This is a genomic window from Streptomyces sp. NPDC055140, from assembly GCF_053607285.1.
Map to the genome: position 1 here is coordinate 24,885 of NZ_JBSGTG010000040.1, position 16,867 is coordinate 41,751.

A 16,867-nucleotide genomic window follows, 5' to 3' on the forward strand; every position below is an offset into this window, starting at 1 on the left:
AGCCGATGACGCCCGATGTCGTCGGCCTTTTTCATGCCCGCATGCCCGCATGCCCCGACAGCAGCGATCCGACAGCACAGAGAAGAGAGGTGAACCCATGGCCAGCAACCTATGGATAGGCCCCCCAGGAGCCCTCTACGAGATCGACCAGGCTGCCACGTCCTTCGACCGCAGCGCCGAGCTCGGCGTCAGTGAGTTCAAGTCGCTCGGCGGCCGCGTCACCATCACCCGTACCGCCGCCACCGCCCGACGGATGAAGATCGGCTGGGACCGGCTCGCGGTCGCCGACGCGCGGGTGCTCGACCGGCTCGCGCGGCGTATCGACGGACCGGGGCCCCTGGTCCTCATCGATCCCGCCGCCGGCAATGTCTTCGGCGCCACCCAGGCCGCGGGGCGAGGAGCCGCCGGGGCCACGGACACCACGGGCCTGCAGCAGTGGTTCAAGGTGTCCACGACCGGCGCCGTAGCCGAAATCGGCGCGGCGCCCGGCACGTTCGCGTTCACCGCGGCCGACGCGACGAGCAAGGTCGCCTGGCGCTGCGTGCCGTGGGCCGGCAACTTCCCTGTGGCCCCGGGCTCGCGCATTTCCTTCCGCGCGCCGACCGCCTTCGCGGCGCTGGCCACCGTCGCCGTCAACATCGACTTCAAGAAGGCCGACGGGAGTTACCTGTCGGGCCCCTCGGCCACAGGGGCGTACGTCGCCGCGACCGTGCCCGCCGGTGCGGTGTATGCCACTCCCTGCGCGACCCCGGGCGCAGCGGGAACGTACGCGCTGGCCGGTGCCTGTCTCGCGTACGACGACGGCGCGGCGGACAACGTCCCCGGCGACGGGCTGCCCGCGATGTCCGTCACCGCCTACAGCGACACCCCCGGCCGGCCGCTGCCGTACCGCAGCATCAGCCTCGATCTCGTGGAGGTGGCCAGTGCAGTCGGCTGACAGCGCCACCCAGGCGGCGCTCGCCTCCGGCGAACGCACCGCCACTCACACCACCCGGCTCGGCGGCAAGGACGTCACCGCGCAGGTGGAGTCCTGGCAGGTCGAGCGCTCGTACGCGACCGATCTCCCGGCTGCCATGCGGGCGTTCTCCGGCAGCTCGGCCGCCCAGCTGCAGCTCCAACTGGCCGGTACAGGAGGCGATTCCGCCCCGGAGCTGTATTCGGCGTGGGCCGACCATGCCACCGGCGACCTCGCCCGCCCCGGCCAGTCCGTCGTCCACGAAACGGGCGTCGGCGGCGGCAGTACGCTGCCCGCCTTCCGCGGCACCCTGCGCAACCGCAGTGCCGCATCCGGCTCGGATACCGTGCAGCTGACCGCGCTCGACGGCGCGGAACGACTGCGGGCGCCCGCCGAACTGCCCCGCCCTTACACGGGGTTGTACTGGGGGCGCCCTCTGGCCAGCGCCACCTGGTGCGTCGACGAGCTGCTGCGGCAAGCCGGTCTGCTGACCGCCCCGCCGCCGCGTGCTCCGCAGTTCGTCGCCGGGCAGCCACTGACCCTCGTCCACGCCACCCTCCACGGCGGTTTCGCGACGCCGTACGGCATGCCCGAAGACCTGCCCGATCCGCGCCACTACACCTGGTCACGCACCGGTGCTCCGCACGAGATGGCGCTGGTGCCGCGCGGACTGCCCGCCGGCGAGAGCGGCATCACCGCCTCCTGGTTCCCGCGCAGCCGCGTCACGGTGCCCGGCAGCCGGCTGCTCGCCGAGGCGTGGGTGAACAACGCCGTCGGCATCGGCTCGACCGTACGGATCGACCTGGAACTGAACCGCACCGGCGCGGCCATCGGCACCGTCTCCCTGACCCTCGACTTCACGAAGGGAACCATTCTTGCCACCTCGCTCAGCTCCGACCCGCAGGTCCCGGGCAGCGGCCTGCAGTGGGGTCAGAACGCCACCGCCATGCAGACGCAGCGCGGCATCTGGCACTTCGGCGCATACGTCGATGTCTACGCGTCGACGAACAACCAGGCCCTGCCCTCCGTGATCCCCCTGCTCACCGCCCCGGACGGCAGCACCTGGGTGGGCGGCGCCGCCGTCTTCACGGCCGCCACCGGCCCCCAGCCCGTCGCCGAGCTGCGCAAGGTCCGCCTGGTCACCTCCATGGCGACAGAAGGGGTCCAGGTGACCAGCGGTCTGACCGCGCTTCCGACGGTCGCCGAGTTCAGCCAGGCCGGCACCTGGACCAAGACCGCCGAGCTGGACGAGGCGATTCTGCCGCTGCGCACGATCCCCAAGATCTCGGGGTCACAGTGGGACGCCATCGGGCAGATCGCCAAGGCGAGCATGTCCACCGCCGAGATCGACGAACGCGGGCGGTTCCGCTGGCGCAACTTCACCCGCTTCGCGACCGCGCCGACCTCCCCCGATCTGACCCTGACGTCGGTGCGCGACATCGCCGCACTCACGGTCACCGAGGAGATCGACGCCTGCCGCAACTTCTGTGTCCAGCCGGCCAAGGACTGGGGCGCGGTGCGCACGACCGCCGGGGACATCGTTTCCGACACCGTGGTGCGGGAGATCCCGGCGAACGGCTCGCTCACCATGTCGTACGTCTTCGGCGAGGAGGAGCTGGACGTGGGCCCGCCGGACACCGACGACGACTCGGTGGTCACCACCGGTTCCTCGTTCCGCGTCGCCACGCAGAACGCGGCGGGCACGACGGCCGTCAAGGGGGCGGTCGACGCGCTCGTCCGGCGCGAGGACGGCACGATCGTCCTGCGGCTCACCAACCGCACCGCGACCAAGCTCTACACAGTCGATCGGAGCGGCGGTCCTTCCATCCACATCGTCCCGATCCGGCCCGACCGCGATCCTGTGGAGCGGCAAGGAGTCTCGTACGTCCCGGGGAGCGACAGCGAGCGCTTCTACGGGCGCCAGGAGTTCTACGGCGAACAGTCCGACTGGGTCCAGGACCTCGGCGCGGCACAGCAGTTGGCGCAGGCCATGCGCGTGGCCGGAGAGTACCCGGTGCCGGTTCTCGAGGATGTGCAGGTCCTGTACGACCCGCGGATCCAGCTTGGTGACGTGGTGCGGATTCTCGACACGACGGGCGCCACCCTCGACACGCTCGCCTGGGTCGTGGGCATCAGTACGTCCGCCTCCGCAGGCGGCGGGGTCCAGCAGACCCTCAGCCTGCGGGGCGTACGGGCGAACGGGGTACCCGTGGACGCGGGGCTCACCCCGGACGCTCCCGCTCTGCCCCCGGTGCCGGACACCTCCGCGACCTACGCCGAGGTGGCGGCAGCGTATCCGACGCTCGCCGCACTGCTCACCGCGAATCCCACCTGGGGCGACGTGAAGGACGGCGCCCCGGCCTGACCGCCCCGCCCCTGCGCCGACGCCCCACCGATCCACGCCCCCGCACCCACACGTCCCGACCCGAGACGGAGGTCCCCGCCATGTCCGAGCCCGCACCGGAGCCCGTCGCCGTGCAGCCGCCCGAAGCGCTGCTGCGTGAACTCGCCGAGGCGATCGCCCGCGCATCCGACCCGTACCAGGACGATCCGCCCGCCCCCGCGCCGACCGCCGCTGACGAACTGCTGACCGTCACGCCCGACCCGACCACGGCCCAAGCCACGCTCCAGGAGGAGTCCGCATGACGACCCAGTACACGCCGATCAGCACGCTCCCCTACCCGCAGGCGACCGATCCCGCCGACCTGCCGGCCCATCTGAAGGCGCTCGCCGACGCGGCGGACGGCCGCCTGGTGATGCGCTTCCCGGACACGGCGACGCGCGACGCCAAACTGACCGCGCCGGTCGCGGGCATGCTGGCCTGGATCGGCACTCCCGGCCGGATGATGTACTACACCGGATCCGTCTGGGTGCCCGTGGCTCCGGTACCGGTCTTCCGGGTCAACCTCGACGACGGTGACACCACGTCGACCGCGTACGTCGAAACTCTCAGCAACGCCCTGGGTGACCCGATGGCGGCGTCGTTCACCGTGCCCGCGTCCGGCCAGGTCATCGTCACCGTGGGCAGCTATATCCGGACCTCCACCACTGCTACGTCCTTCATGTCGGCCAACATCCGCAACTCTGCGGGTGCGGTGGTGGTCCTGGCAGACGACAACCGCGCGGCCGCGGTGAACACCACCAACCGGACCTCCGTCTCGGCGCAGTTCCTGGTCAGCGGGCTCGCCATCGGCACCGCGCACACGGCCACGCCCGCGTACCGCTCCAGCGTCTCCACGAACACGTCGTTCTTCGACACGCGCTATATCCGTGTCGACCCGATCCCGTAGGAACCCAGAACCTCAACCGCCAAGGAGCCCCGGTGGCCACGCCCCTGACCCCCTACGCCTTCGCCCGCGCCCTGCGCGGCGAAGGCGTACGCATCTCCGAACACCTCAACTGGCAGACCCACAACCGCAATCACAAGGGCCCCTGGGGCCCGGTCAACGGCGTGATGCTGCACCACACCGCCGGCCGCGACAGCCTCACCCTCTGCCGCGACGGCACTGCCGCGCTGCCCGGACCGCTGTGCATCGGCCTGATCGCCAAGGACGGCACCGTGCATCTGGTGGGCTACGGCCGCACCAACCACGCGGGCGCCGGATCAGCGGCCGTGTACGACGCCGTACGCGCCGAACGTGCCATCCCCTCCCCGCTCGGCCCGGACGCCGTCGACGGCAACACCCACTTCTACGGCTTCGAGATCGAGAACCTCGGAAACGGCAGCGACCCGTATCCCGCCGCCCAACTCGCCGCCGCCGAACGCCTGTCAGCGGCGATCTGCCGGGCCCACGGCTGGTCGGCGGCAAGCGTCATCGGCCACAAGGAGTGGACGCGACGGAAGATCGACCCTTCGTTCTCGATGGCGGGAATGCGGACACGGATCGAGGCGCGGCTCGGCCTCAGACCCGTACCGGCGCCGGAGCCGGAGCCCCAGTCGTACGAGCCGTTTCCGGGCGCCGCGTACTTCACCCCTGGCCGCCGCAGCGCGCTCATCACCGCTGTCGGCAAGCGCCTGGTCGCGGAAGGATGCGGCCGCTATCGCGTCGGACCCGGGCCGGTGTGGGGCGAGGCCGACGTCCTCTCGTACGCCGCCTGGCAGCGCCGGCTCGGTTACGTGGGAGAGGCCGCGGACGGCATTCCGGGACGCGCCAGCTGGGACAGGCTGCGCGTCCTGCACACCTGAGGAGGAGGCCCATGACCATGAGCGATGCCGCACGCAGGACCCTGCGGACGTCCGTCCAGACCCTCGTGGCGCTGGTGCCGCTCCTGGCCGGCGTCCCAGCGGCCAGGGACGTGCCCACGCTGGCGGGCGTCGTGGCAATGGCCGCGGCGCTCACCCGTCTGATGGCCACCCCGGAGGTGGAGCGAGTGCTGCCGCGGTGGCTGCGGAAGGAGGCCGGATCGTGACCCCGCCCGAGGCCAGTGGGGTCGCTCTGGAACTGGAGCGCCTGCGCCGGTCTGTCGACGTCGGATTCGCCACCACCCGTGGCGACTTGGCCCTCCTCCTGCAGCGCGCCGACCAGACCGACAAGACCCTCGGCGAACACGAGGACCGCCTCGACGCTCTGGAACGTACCCGCTGGCCGCTGCCGTCGCTGGCCGCTGCCACCTCTTGCACAGCACTGGCCATCGCACTGTGGCAGGCGGCGGGAAGCCACTGAGGCTGCCGGGAGGCCTGCTCGTCAGGGTGCCTCCCGGCTCCCATACAACTAACCAATGAATGCAGGGGTCTTGAGTGATATGACACCAGACAGACCCACCCGCGCCGCAGGCGTCCGCCGCGCCGCGCGAGCGATCGCAACGGCCGTCGTGACCGTCACCGCTGGAGGGCTGCTCGGAACAGCCACCACCCCCGCGTCGGCCCTGCCGGACGGCGGTATCAGCTCCTCTCGGACAGTGAGCGTCGGCAAGGCCACGCCCTTGGCCCCAACCGGAGTAACCGCGACCTACGACACGAACACGCTCACCGCTACCGTCAGTTGGTCCGAGAACAAGGAAGGAGACGTTGCGGGCTACCGGGTCTACCGGCACCTCGCCGACACCGACGACTGGAGCCGCGTCAGCGGAGCCGCCCTCCTGCCGGGCACCTCGTACACCGATGCTCCGCCGGCGACCGGCGAGACGTACTACTACGCGGTGCGCGCGGTCGATCGCGCGGGCAACGAGTCGGTGGGCAGCGCCGAGCAGATGGTCATCAGCGTGGACCCCACGCCACCCAGCACCCCGTCCGGCCTCACCGCACAGGGCACAACGGCGGGTAACACCGTGCGCTGGGAGCCCTCTTCGGACAACGTCGACCACTACGAGGTCTGGGCGGCGCCCGAGGGACAGCAGGATCAGGACGGACCCGACATCGTGTCGGGCGAGGCCTTCACCGATCCGCGGGCCGTGGAGGGCGTCGCCGTCACGTACACAGTCGATGCCGTCGACATGGAAGGCCGCGTCTCCCCGGCCTCCGAACCCGTGACTGCCACCCGGCCCGCGCCGGGCACAGCCCCGAAGCCCTCGGGCCTCATGGCCCGATACGTCAACGGCACGATCCGCATCTCGTGGGACGTCGGTTCGGGCGGGACGAGCGAGATGCGGATCTACTCTCGCTACCCGGACCCGTACGCGTGGACGCTGATCGGAACAGCTTCGCCGTACGCCGGCTACTTCGACGTAACGGGCCCCCATTCATCCTTCTACGTCGTCGGCGTCGATGACCAGGGCAGGGAGTCGGCACCGGGCTTCGTCAGCGTGAGCTGACCGCTGCATACGGAAGGGGCCGGGAGGTATCAACCTCCCGGCCCCTTCACGCGCATTTACGCCTACTGCTCCGACGACCGCTTCGGCCGCCACACCACCAGCGCGCTCGTCTGCTGCACTTCCTGGTACGGCACCAGGTCGCGCCGGTACGACGCATGCACCGCCGCCTCGCGCTGCTGCATCGCGGCCGCCGCGCCCTCCACCGCCGAGGACAGTTCCGCCACCCGGGCCTGCAGCGCCGCGACCTGGTTCTCCAGTTCGATGATGCGCTTGATGCCCGCGAGGTTGATGCCCTCGTCCTGCGACAACTGCTGGACGGTGCGCAGCAGTTCGATGTCGCGGGCCGAGTAGCGCCGGCCGCGCCCGGCCGTGCGGTCCGGGGAGACCAGGCCGAGGCGGTCGTACTGGCGCAGGGTCTGCGGATGCAGCCCGCTGAGCTGGGCGGCCACCGAGATGACATAGACCGGAGTCTCGTCGGTCAGCTCATAGGCCCTGCCAACAAAGGAACTCTGTCGTCGACGGCCGTCCATACGCTCATGCTCCCTTCGCGGCCTGGAACAGTTCTGCCCGCGGATCGCTGTCCGCAGTCGCCTTTCGGTACGCCTCGAGAGCGTCCTTCGCGGTGTCGGTCAGATCCGTGGGGACCGAGACCTCCACCGTGACGAGCAGATCGCCACGGGTGCCGTCCTTGCGGACAGCGCCCTTGCCGCGGGCCCGCATCGTCCGCCCGTTCGGCGTGCCCGGGGGCAGCTTGAGCGTGACCGGGGGTCCCCCGAGCGTGGGGACCTTGACCTCGCCCCCGAGCACGGCCTCCGGATAACTGACCGGAACCGTGACCGTGAGGTTGTCGCCCTTGCGGCCGAAGACCGGGTGGGAGTCCACGTGCACGACCACGTACAGGTCGCCCGCGGGGCCGCCCCGCTCGCCCGGTGCGCCCTTGCCGCGCAGCCGGATGCGCTGGTTGTCCGAGACGCCGGCCGGGATGCGGACCTGCATCGTCCGGGAGGACTTCGCACGGCCCGAGCCCTTGCAGACCTCACAGGGTGTCTCCGCGATCAGGCCGCGGCCCTTGCAGTCCACGCACGGGTCGGTCAGCGAGAAACCGCCGCCTCCGCCGCGCGAGACCTGGCCCGTGCCGACACAGGTCGGGCACACACGCGGTGTGCCGTTCTTGTCGCCGGTCCCGGAACAGGCCTTGCAGGGCGCCTGCGACGACATGCGCAGCGGCACCGTCGCCCCGTCGACCGCCTCGGTGAAACTGAGGGTGACCTCGGACTCGATGTCCTGGCCGCGGCGCGGCTGCGTGCGCGTGCCGGTGCCCGCGCCGCCCCGGTTGAACAGGCCGCCGAAGACGTCCCCGAGTCCGCCACCGAACCCGCCGGCACCCCCTGCCGTACCGCCCTGGGGGCCGCCTCCGAAGAGGTCGCCCAGGTCGAAGTTGAAGGTGCCGCCGCCCGCCCCGCCCGGCCCCGGACGGAATCCGCCGTTGCCGAACAGGGCGCGCGCCTCGTCGTACTCCTTGCGCTTCTTGGGGTCACCGAGGACGTCGTTCGCCTCGGAGATCTCCTTGAAGCGCTCCTCCGCCTTGAGGTTGCCCTTGTTGGCGTCGGGGTGGTTCTCACGGGCGAGCTTGCGGTACGCCTTCTTGATCTCGGCGTCGGTGGCGTCCTTGGGGACGCCGAGGACCTTGTAGTAGTCCTTCTCGATGAAGTCCTTCGTGCTCATCCTCGACGTCCCTCCTCTCGCTGCTTACTGACGTCAGCCCTCGTCCGGGCCACCGCTCTCCTTGTCGTCGGCGGCAGCCGATTCCCCGCCCTTGGAGGACTCGCCCTTGGCCGGCTGGGCCCCGGGCTGCGGCTCGGCCACCGCCACCCGCGCGGGGCGGATGGTGCGCTCGCCGAACCGGTAGCCCGGCTGCAGGATCGCGACGCAGGTCGTCTCGGTGACGTCCGGCGCGTACGAGTGCATCAGGGCCTCGTGGATCGTCGGGTCGAAGGGCTCGCCCTCCGTACCGAACTGCTGGAGCCCCATCTTGGCGGCGACCATCTCGAGCGACTCGGCGACCGACTTGAAGCCGCCGACCAGCTCTCCGTGCTCACGGGCACGGCCGATGTCGTCGAGTACGGGGAGGAGCTCGGTCAGGAGGCCCGCGACCGCGATCTCCTTGACCGTGACCCGGTCCCGCTCCACCCGGCGACGGTAGTTCTGGTACTCGGCCTGGAGCCGCTGGAGGTCCGCGGTGCGCTCACCGAGCGCCATGCGTACCTGGTCCAGCTGGGCCGTCAGGCCTACGTTCTGAACCGTCGAAGCGGCTCCTGCCGATGCTGCTGCGTCCCCGGCCGGGGCAGCCCCCTCGCCCTTGTCGGGCGAGGGAGCGGCCTTCGGCTCGGCGTCGTCGGGGGTGGCGCCGGAGGGGACGTCAGGCTCGTCGCTCTCGCTGAAGCCCGGGGTCTCCTCCGTCACGCGGCACCGTCCTTGCGGTCCTCGTCGACGATCTCGGCGTCGACGACGTCGTCGTCAGCGGCCTTCTGCTCGCCGCCCGGGGCACCGGCCTCGGGACCACCCGCGGCCTGCGCGCCCTGGGCGTCGGCGTACATGGCCTGGCCCAGCTTCTGCGAGACGGCGGCGACCTTCTCGGTGGCGGTGCGGATCTCGGCCGTGTCCTCGCCCTTGAGCTTCTCCTTCAGCTCGGTGAGCGACTCCTCGACCTCGGTCTTGACCTCGCCGGGGACCTTGTCCTCGTTGTCCTTGAGGAACTTCTCCGTCTGGTAGACGAGCTGCTCGCCCTGGTTACGGGTCTCGGCGGCCTCGCGGCGACGGTGGTCCTCGTCCGCGTACTGCTCGGCCTCCTGGCGCATCCGGTCGACCTCGTCCTTCGGCAGCGAGGAGCCGCCGGTGACGGTCATCTTCTGCTCCTTGCCCGTGCCCAGGTCCTTCGCGGTCACGTGCATGATGCCGTTGGCGTCGATGTCGAAGGCGACCTCGATCTGCGGGACACCACGCGGGGCCGGCGGCAGACCGGTGAGCTCGAACATCCCGAGCTTCTTGTTGTACGCCGCGATCTCGCGCTCGCCCTGGTAGACCTGGATCTGCACGGACGGCTGGTTGTCCTCGGCCGTCGTGAAGATCTCGGAACGCTTGGTCGGGATCGTGGTGTTGCGCTCGATGAGCTTCGTCATGATCCCTCCCTTGGTCTCGATACCGAGGGACAGCGGGGTCACGTCGAGGAGCAGGACGTCCTTGACCTCACCCTTGAGGACACCGGCCTGCAGGGCGGCGCCGATGGCGACGACCTCGTCCGGGTTGACGCCCTTGTTGGCGTCCTGGCCGCCGGTCAGCTCCTTGACGAGCTCCGCGACGGCGGGCATACGGGTCGAGCCACCGACGAGAACGACGTGGTCGATCTCGGAGAGCTGGATGCCCGCGTCCTTGATGACGTTGTGGAACGGCGTCTTGCAGCGCTCCAGAAGGTCGGACGTGAGCTGCTGGAACTGGGCGCGCGTGAGCTTCTCGTCCAGGTGCAGCGGGCCCTCGGCGGACGCCGTGATGTAGGGCAGGTTGATCGTGGTCTCGGTCGAGGACGAGAGCTCGATCTTCGCCTTCTCGGCGGCCTCGCGCAGGCGCTGGAGCGCCATCTTGTCCTTGGCGAGGTCCACGCCGTGGCCGTTGTTGAACTGCTTGACCAGGTAGTCGACGACGCGCTGGTCCCAGTCGTCACCACCGAGGTGGTTGTCGCCGTTCGTGGCCTTCACCTCGACGACGCCGTCGCCGATCTCGAGGAGCGACACGTCGAAGGTGCCGCCACCGAGGTCGAAGACGAGAATGGTCTGGTCGTCCTTGTCGAGACCGTAGGCCAGGGCGGCGGCCGTCGGCTCGTTGACGATACGCAGGACGTTCAGACCGGCGATCTCGCCGGCCTCCTTCGTCGCCTGACGCTCGGAGTCGTTGAAGTACGCCGGGACGGTGATGACCGCGTCCGCGACCTTCTCGCCCAGGTACGCCTCGGCGTCGCGCTTCAGCTTCTGCAGGATGAAGGCGCTCATCTGCTGCGGGTTGAAGCTCTTGCCGTCGATCTCGATCTTCCAGTCAGTGCCCATGTGGCGCTTGACCGAACGGATCGTCCTGTCGACGTTGGTGACCGCCTGGCGCTTCGCGACCTCTCCGACGAGCACCTCACCGTTCTTGGCGAAGGCGACGACGGACGGCGTGGTCCTGGCGCCCTCGGCGTTGGTGATGACGGTGGGCTCGCCGCCTTCGAGAACGCTGACGACGGAGTTAGTCGTGCCCAGGTCGATGCCGACCGCACGTGCCATTTCAATTCCTCCAGCATGACTACTTGAGTGGATCTGGCTCAAGGATGCATGACGACCGCTGTTCGGTCAACAGAGCTGAGTCGAGCCGACTCAACTTTTATGTGGCCCTTATGGGCAGCCAAAGCATCTGTGCAGGTCAGCCACTACGCCGGGACCTTCGTCACGAACTTGCGACGTCCACCACAGCGGTCCGTACGGGCCGGTTACCGCGCCGCCGCACCCCGTAGACCGGCACCCGCAGCAGCCCGGCGACCGACCCGGCCGCCGCGCAGACCGGCCACAGCGCGGCCAGCGGGCCCAGCGTCCCGTCGTGCAGCAGGAGCGCGGTCACCGCACCGGCCAGCGACGCGACACCGAGCACCACCGCCACGCCCGTCGGGGTGAGGCCGAGCCGGCGGAGCCGGTGGGCGATGTGGTCCGCGCCGCTTTGGAACAGAGGCCGTCCCGCGCGCCGCCGCGACACCGCCACCAGGGCCGCGTCCGTGGTCACCACGACCGTCACGGCGAACAGCGAGCCCGCGCCGGGGAGCGCCTCGTGGCCCGCGTTCACCAGCACCGCCGCGGACGCCAGGAGGAAGCCCGTGAACAGGGACCCGCAGCCCCCGAGGTGCATCCGAGCGGGGTACCAGTTGTGCATGAGGAATCCGGTGAGCGCCGCCGCGAGCACCCCGAGGATCGCGGCGAGCGGGCCGAGCCCTTCGGTGACGGCGCAGGCGCTCAGGCCGAGCGCGGTCACGACGGCGACGGTGCCGAGCACCCCGTCCGAGGTGTCGACGAGCCGGCAGGCGTTGGTGACGAAGACGATCCACAGGACGGCCAGCGCGCCCACGAGAAAATCGAGTTGAGCGGCGTGCACGACGAAGGTCGCCGCCCCCGCCTCGACGACGACGCGGGCCCGCGCCCCCACCGGGCGCACATCGCCGAGGAACCCGAGCGCGGCGACGGCCCCGGCCGCGATCAGCAGCGTGAGCGCGCCGGAGCCGAGCGGGGCGAGTCCGGTCGAGGCTCCGACGGTGGTGACGACTGCCGTCACCGTGGCGACGGCAGCGCCTCCCAGGCGCGGCGTCCGCCGCCCCGTGCGGCCGATCCGCCGGACGGTGAATCCGGTGCGCAGGGCGACGAGACGCAGCAGGGCGGTGAGGGCGGAGGCCGCCAGCAGGGCGGTCGCGGCGGAGGCGATCCCGTAGGACACGGCGGACGTCCCGTCAGCTCGGTTTGCGGTATCGGGGTGACACCGGAGGGGCACGCCCGGCCGGAGACCTTCATAAGCTAGTCGCTTATGTCGCAATATGGGGTGAATAACACGATTTGCTTTCGCTGTCGACCGAGGGTGGCCTCAGCGACGCAGATCACCGCCCGGCTGGCTACAGTGCGGCCACACAAGTGGGTAGTCTCAGCATGGACTGAAATAAGTTACCGCTTAGTAATCGCTGAATATCCACCCTCGCAGGCCCGAGGAGCCCCCGAATGCAACTCGCCGCGATCATCGTGTCGCTGGTCCTGATCGTGGTCGGCGTCGCACTGTTCGTCCGAGCCATCGCGCAGATCTACCGCTTCATGCGGCTCGGCCAGAACGTCCCCGCCGGCACCCGCACCGACGAACCCGTACAGCGCACCGTGACGGTGGCCAAGGAGTTCCTCGGCCACACCCGGATGAACCGCTGGGGCATCGTAGGTGTGGCGCACTGGTTCGTGGCGGTGGGCTTCTTCTCGCTGCTGCTGACGATCGTGAACGCCATCGGCCAGCTCTTCCAGGCCGACTGGCTGCTCCCGATCATCGGTGAATGGGCCCCGTACAACGTCTTCGTCGAGTTCCTCGGCACGATGACGGCCCTCGGGATCCTGACGCTGATCGTCATCCGGCAGCTGAACCGGCCGGACCGGCCGGGCCGCAAGTCCCGCTTCGCCGGATCCAACACCGGCCAGGCGTACTTCGTCGAGGCCGTCATCCTCATCGTCGGCATCTGCATCTTCACGCTGCACGCCCTGGAGGGCGCCCAGCACCATGTGGACAGCTACGAGGCCTCGTTCTTCGTCTCGTACCCGGTCGTCTCCTGGTTCCGCGGCATGGACGTCTCCACGCTGCAGAACCTCACGTACTTCTTCGCCGGGCTGAAGATCGCGACCTCCTTCATCTGGATGATCACGGTCGCCCTGAAGACCGACATGGGTGTCGCCTGGCACCGCTTCCTCGCGTTCCCGAACATCTGGTTCAAGCGTGAGGCGGACGGCGGTACGGCGCTCGGTGCGCTGCAGCCGATGACCAGTGGCGGCAAGGAGATCGACTTCGAGGACCCGGGCGAGGACGACGTCTTCGGTGTCAGCCAGGTCGAGCAGTTCTCCTGGAAGGGCCTGCTGGACTTCTCCACCTGCACCGAGTGCGGGCGTTGCCAGTCGCAGTGCCCCGCCTGGAACACCGGCAAGCCGCTGTCGCCGAAGCTCCTGATCATGTCGCTGCGCGACCACGCGCACGCCAAGGCCCCCTACCTGCTCGCCGGTGGCGGTAAGTCGATGGAGGGCGAGGAGAAGGCGAGTGCCGAGCAGCTCGCCGACGTTCCGGCCGCGGCTCTGGCGGAGGCCGAGCGGCCGCTGATCGGCACCCTCGAAGAGAACGGCGTCATCGACCCGGACGTCCTGTGGTCCTGCACGACCTGCGGCGCCTGCGTCGAGCAGTGCCCGGTCGACATCGAGCACATCGACCACATCGTCGACATGCGCCGCTACCAGGTGATGATCGAGTCCGCGTTCCCGTCCGAGGCGGGCACGATGCTCAAGAACCTGGAGAAGAAGGGCAACCCCTGGGGCCTGGCGAAGAAGCAGCGCCTGGAGTGGCTCAAGGAGCTCGACTTCGAGGTCCCGGTCGTCGGCCAGGACATCGAGGACCTCACCGAGGTCGAGTACCTCTACTGGGTCGGCTGCGCCGGCTCGCTCGAGGACCGCGCGAAGAAGACCACCAAGGCCTTCGCGGAGCTGCTGCACATGGCGGGCGTCAAGTTCGCGATCATGGGCGGCGACGAGAAGTGCACCGGTGACTCCGCGCGCCGCCTGGGCAACGAGCCGCTGTTCCAGCAGCTCGGCCAGGAGAACGTCATGGCGCTGAACATGGCGTTCGGCGAGGAGCTCGACGACGACGGCAAGGTCGTTGCCGAGTCGGCGAAGCCCAAGTCCGCGAAGAAGATCGTCGCGACCTGCCCGCACTGCCTCAACACCATCGGCAACGAGTACCCGCAGCTCGGCGGCGATTACGAAGTAGTCCACCACACCCAGCTGCTCCAGCACCTCATCGACGAGGGCAAGCTCATCCCGGTCACCCCGGTCGAGGGTCTGATCACCTACCACGACCCGTGCTACCTGGGCCGTCACAACAAGATCTACACGCCCCCGCGTCAGATCATGGACGCCGTCCCGGGCCTGCGTCAGCAGGAGATGCACCGCCACAAGGAGCGCGGCTTCTGCTGCGGCGCCGGCGGCGCGCGGATGTGGATGGAGGAGCGGATCGGCAAGCGCATCAACAACGAACGTGTTGACGAGGCGCTGTCGCTGAACCCCGACATCGTCTCCACCGCCTGTCCGTTCTGCCTCGTCATGCTGACCGACTCGGTCAACGGCAAGAAGAACGACGGCCAGGCCAAGGAGTCCGTCACGGTCGTCGACGTGGCCCAGCTGCTCCTCGACTCGGTGAAGACGCCGGTCGACCCGGCGGGTTCGGAGGAGACCGAGGACGCGCCGGAGCCGGAGCCGGTGAAGTAGCGGTTCGGCAGTTCCGTACCGACGTACGCGGAGGGGCTGACCGGGGAGACCCGGTCGGCCCCTCCGGCGTTCGTGGAGGGGCGTTTGCAGGCCACAGGAGGGGCGTTCACGGGACAGGGGCCGCGCTCCGTGACCGAACCGGCAGGCCCCGCCCCTACCCCCTCCCTCACCCCAACGGCATCATGAACGGGTCAAGTGGCGCATGAGGCGGGCGGGGTCAGAGGCGATGGTGGGCATACGGGGCGGCCGCAGCGCCGCGATACGCGGGGCCGCGGCGGGATGCACCCTGCTCATGGTCGCCGCCGTCACCGGCTGCGGCGGCGACGACAAGCCCGCCGCCGCCAAGCACCGCCCCGTGGCCATGGCCGGCAAGTCCGGCGCCGCGCTCCCCGTCCCGCGGGGCCGCGGCAGCAAGGTGCCGGACGACTTCAACGGGGACGGCGCCCCCGACCTCGTACTCGACGACCTCGTGCACGACGGGCTCGGGGACGACGCCGGGATCGGGGTCGTGTACGGGAAGAAGGGGCACGGACTCGTGCCCGGGGCACGGCAGTTGCTGCGTCCCGCGAAGTACGCGGCGCCGACCAAGGGTGAGACGCCCGCCGCGTTCGACTCCGAGGCGAGCTGCGACCTGGACAAGGACGGCTTCACCGATCTGGTCGTGTCGACGGATCCGCCCTTCGACGGGCAGGGGCAGCCGCCGGTGCCGCTGCAGATCCTCTTCGGCGGCCCGGGCGGGCTCACCCACCGGGGCGTGAAACTCGTCGTGCCCGCGCAGGCCCGGTTCGGCAACGACTGGCCGGACCAGCCGGTGTGCGGCGACTTCGACGGGGACGGCTCGGTCGACCTCACGGTTCACGCGAGCGGCGGGCGGCTGAGCTTCCTGCGCGGCCCCTTCACCCGCAAGGGCGCCCCGCACACGGCCGGGAAACCACTGACCGCGCCCGGCAACGTACCCGTGGGCCCCGCCTTCGACGTCGACCGCGACGGGTACGACGACCTGCTCGTGCGCCGTACCTCCGGCGGCTCGTCGCCGTCGCGAATCGTGCTGGGCGGCCCGCAGGGACCGGCCCGGTCCGGCGCCGCGCTGCCGTCCGGCCTCGGCCTCGCGGTCGGCCGTTTCACCAAGGGCGCCGGCGCGGACACCGCGCTGCTCACGGCCTCCGGGGTCACCCTCTCCCGGCCGGGCGCCCACGCCCTCAAGGCCACCGGAACGGCCATCACCGCTGGTGACTTCGACGGGGACGGCGTGGCCGAACTCGTCGTGTCCGGCGGCGCGTCGAAGGCCCCGAAGATCCTGCCCGCGAACGGCAAGACGGCCGTGACCGTCACTCCCGAGGCCGCCGGCGCCACCCAGGTCCTCGAGGCGACCGACCTCGACGGCGACGGACGGGCCGACCTCGTGGTCCGCACGTACCGCGACGAGAGCACGGACGCGATCGCCGTGTACCCCGGGGTCGAGGGCGGCGCACTCCTGGCCGGAAAGCCCCAAGTCACCTTCTCCACAACGGAGTTCTGAGAGCGGGCCGGCGCGCGCTGCACTCCGTTCCGTCGGCGTGGCCGCCGCAGCCGCCGGTGCCGCTGCCCGGCGCCGACGAGCCGGAGGACCGCTTCGGCACCGCCGTGAGCACCGGCGACCTCGACCACGACCACGACGGGTACGCGGACGTCGCCGTGGGCGCGCCCGGCGAGAGCGTCGGCACGGTCACGGGAACGGGCAGCGTCACCGTCCTCAAGGGCGGCACCGGCGGGCTCGGCGCGGGCCGCGCCTACCACCAGGACACGGCCGGGGTGCCCGGCGTCCCGGAGGCGGGCGACCACTTCGGCTCGTCCCTGCGCTTCAAGGACATCAACAAGAACAGCCGGGCCGACCTGGCGATCGGCGCGAACGGCGCGGACATCGGCACCTCGGCCGACGCGGGCGCCGTCCGGGTCCTGCGCGGCGCGGTCCCGTACGTCACCACGTCGTACGCCACGTCCTTCAACGGCGCGGACTTCGGGACGGCGACGAGCGGAGCGGGCCGCGCCTTCGGGACGGTCCTGCGCTGAACGGGGCCCCGGGAACACCGAAAACCCGGGCTGCCGGAAATAACTGTGA

The 16,867-nt window shown here is 70.3% G+C and carries 16 protein-coding genes; 11 read left to right on the forward strand and 5 right to left on the reverse strand.

What is annotated here, in order from left to right:
- Positions 1-97 precede the first annotated feature (97 nt).
- The 8 genes from ACWFR4_RS42140 (at position 98) to ACWFR4_RS42175 (ending at position 6,706) form a co-directional block, all read left to right on the forward strand.
- Complete coding sequence (locus ACWFR4_RS42140) at positions 98-937, forward strand: hypothetical protein (protein WP_453465420.1); 840 nt, start codon at positions 98-100, stop codon at positions 935-937.
- A complete protein-coding gene (locus ACWFR4_RS42145; protein ID WP_453465422.1) occupies positions 924-3,320 on the forward strand; it encodes a hypothetical protein in 2,397 nt (798 codons plus the stop codon). The genes ACWFR4_RS42140 and ACWFR4_RS42145 overlap by 14 nt, the downstream gene beginning before the upstream one ends.
- An 80-nt stretch (positions 3,321-3,400) precedes the next feature.
- The gene (locus ACWFR4_RS42150; protein WP_453465423.1) at positions 3,401-3,601 is read left to right on the forward strand and encodes a hypothetical protein; all 201 of its coding nucleotides are present in this window, start codon (positions 3,401-3,403) and stop codon (positions 3,599-3,601) included.
- Positions 3,598-4,245 carry a hypothetical protein gene (locus ACWFR4_RS42155; protein WP_453465425.1) on the forward strand — a complete coding sequence of 216 codons (648 nt, stop codon included), beginning with the start codon at positions 3,598-3,600 and terminating at the stop codon, positions 4,243-4,245. Before ACWFR4_RS42150 ends, ACWFR4_RS42155 begins: the two co-directional genes overlap by 4 nt.
- A 32-nt stretch (positions 4,246-4,277) precedes the next feature.
- Positions 4,278-5,141, forward strand: coding sequence for a peptidoglycan-binding protein (locus tag ACWFR4_RS42160; RefSeq protein ID WP_453656828.1), 864 nt, complete (start codon positions 4,278-4,280; stop codon positions 5,139-5,141).
- 11 nt (positions 5,142-5,152) lie between these two features.
- Positions 5,153-5,365 (forward strand): hypothetical protein, encoded by a 213-nt coding sequence (locus ACWFR4_RS42165; RefSeq protein ID WP_453468942.1) that lies wholly within the window; start codon positions 5,153-5,155, stop codon positions 5,363-5,365.
- A complete protein-coding gene (locus ACWFR4_RS42170) occupies positions 5,362-5,619 on the forward strand; it encodes a hypothetical protein (protein WP_453468941.1) in 258 nt (85 codons plus the stop codon). The genes ACWFR4_RS42165 and ACWFR4_RS42170 overlap by 4 nt, the downstream gene beginning before the upstream one ends.
- Before the next feature lie 79 nt (positions 5,620-5,698).
- On the forward strand, positions 5,699-6,706 hold the full coding sequence (locus ACWFR4_RS42175; RefSeq protein ID WP_453656829.1) for a fibronectin type III domain-containing protein: 1,008 nt from the start codon (positions 5,699-5,701) through the stop codon (positions 6,704-6,706).
- Positions 6,707-6,768: 62 nt separating this feature from the next.
- Here the strand turns inward: ACWFR4_RS42175 and ACWFR4_RS42180 are convergent, their stop codons facing one another.
- The 5 genes from ACWFR4_RS42180 to ACWFR4_RS42200 form a co-directional block, all read right to left on the reverse strand.
- Positions 6,769-7,236: a heat shock protein transcriptional repressor HspR gene (locus ACWFR4_RS42180; protein WP_355687716.1), complete on the reverse strand. Its 468-nt coding sequence runs from the start codon at positions 7,234-7,236 to the stop codon at positions 6,769-6,771.
- Positions 7,237-7,240: 4 nt separating this feature from the next.
- Positions 7,241-8,431 carry a molecular chaperone DnaJ gene (gene dnaJ / locus ACWFR4_RS42185; protein WP_326711978.1) on the reverse strand — a complete coding sequence of 397 codons (1,191 nt, stop codon included), beginning with the start codon at positions 8,429-8,431 and terminating at the stop codon, positions 7,241-7,243.
- 33 nt (positions 8,432-8,464) lie between these two features.
- Positions 8,465-9,169, reverse strand: coding sequence for a nucleotide exchange factor GrpE (gene grpE / locus ACWFR4_RS42190; protein WP_453468939.1), 705 nt, complete (start codon positions 9,167-9,169; stop codon positions 8,465-8,467).
- Positions 9,166-11,019, reverse strand: coding sequence for a molecular chaperone DnaK (dnaK, locus tag ACWFR4_RS42195; RefSeq protein ID WP_453656830.1), 1,854 nt, complete (start codon positions 11,017-11,019; stop codon positions 9,166-9,168). The genes grpE and dnaK overlap by 4 nt, the downstream gene beginning before the upstream one ends.
- 160 nt (positions 11,020-11,179) lie before the next feature.
- On the reverse strand, positions 11,180-12,211 hold the full coding sequence (locus tag ACWFR4_RS42200) for an MraY family glycosyltransferase (protein ID WP_453466394.1): 1,032 nt from the start codon (positions 12,209-12,211) through the stop codon (positions 11,180-11,182).
- A 275-nt stretch (positions 12,212-12,486) separates the two neighbouring features.
- Between ACWFR4_RS42200 and ACWFR4_RS42205 the strand changes: the two genes are divergently transcribed.
- The 3 genes from ACWFR4_RS42205 to ACWFR4_RS42215 all read left to right on the forward strand — a co-directional run bounded on the left by ACWFR4_RS42205 (position 12,487) and on the right by ACWFR4_RS42215 (position 16,818).
- A complete protein-coding gene (locus ACWFR4_RS42205) occupies positions 12,487-14,769 on the forward strand; it encodes a (Fe-S)-binding protein (RefSeq protein ID WP_453656831.1) in 2,283 nt (760 codons plus the stop codon).
- A gap of 226 nt (positions 14,770-14,995) precedes the next feature.
- Positions 14,996-16,288 carry an FG-GAP repeat domain-containing protein gene (locus ACWFR4_RS42210; RefSeq protein ID WP_453466398.1) on the forward strand — a complete coding sequence of 431 codons (1,293 nt, stop codon included), beginning with the start codon at positions 14,996-14,998 and terminating at the stop codon, positions 16,286-16,288.
- A gap of 56 nt (positions 16,289-16,344) precedes the next feature.
- Positions 16,345-16,818, forward strand: a complete 474-nt coding sequence (locus tag ACWFR4_RS42215) for an FG-GAP repeat protein (RefSeq protein WP_453656832.1) — start codon at positions 16,345-16,347, stop codon at positions 16,816-16,818.
- Positions 16,819-16,867 lie beyond the last annotated feature (49 nt).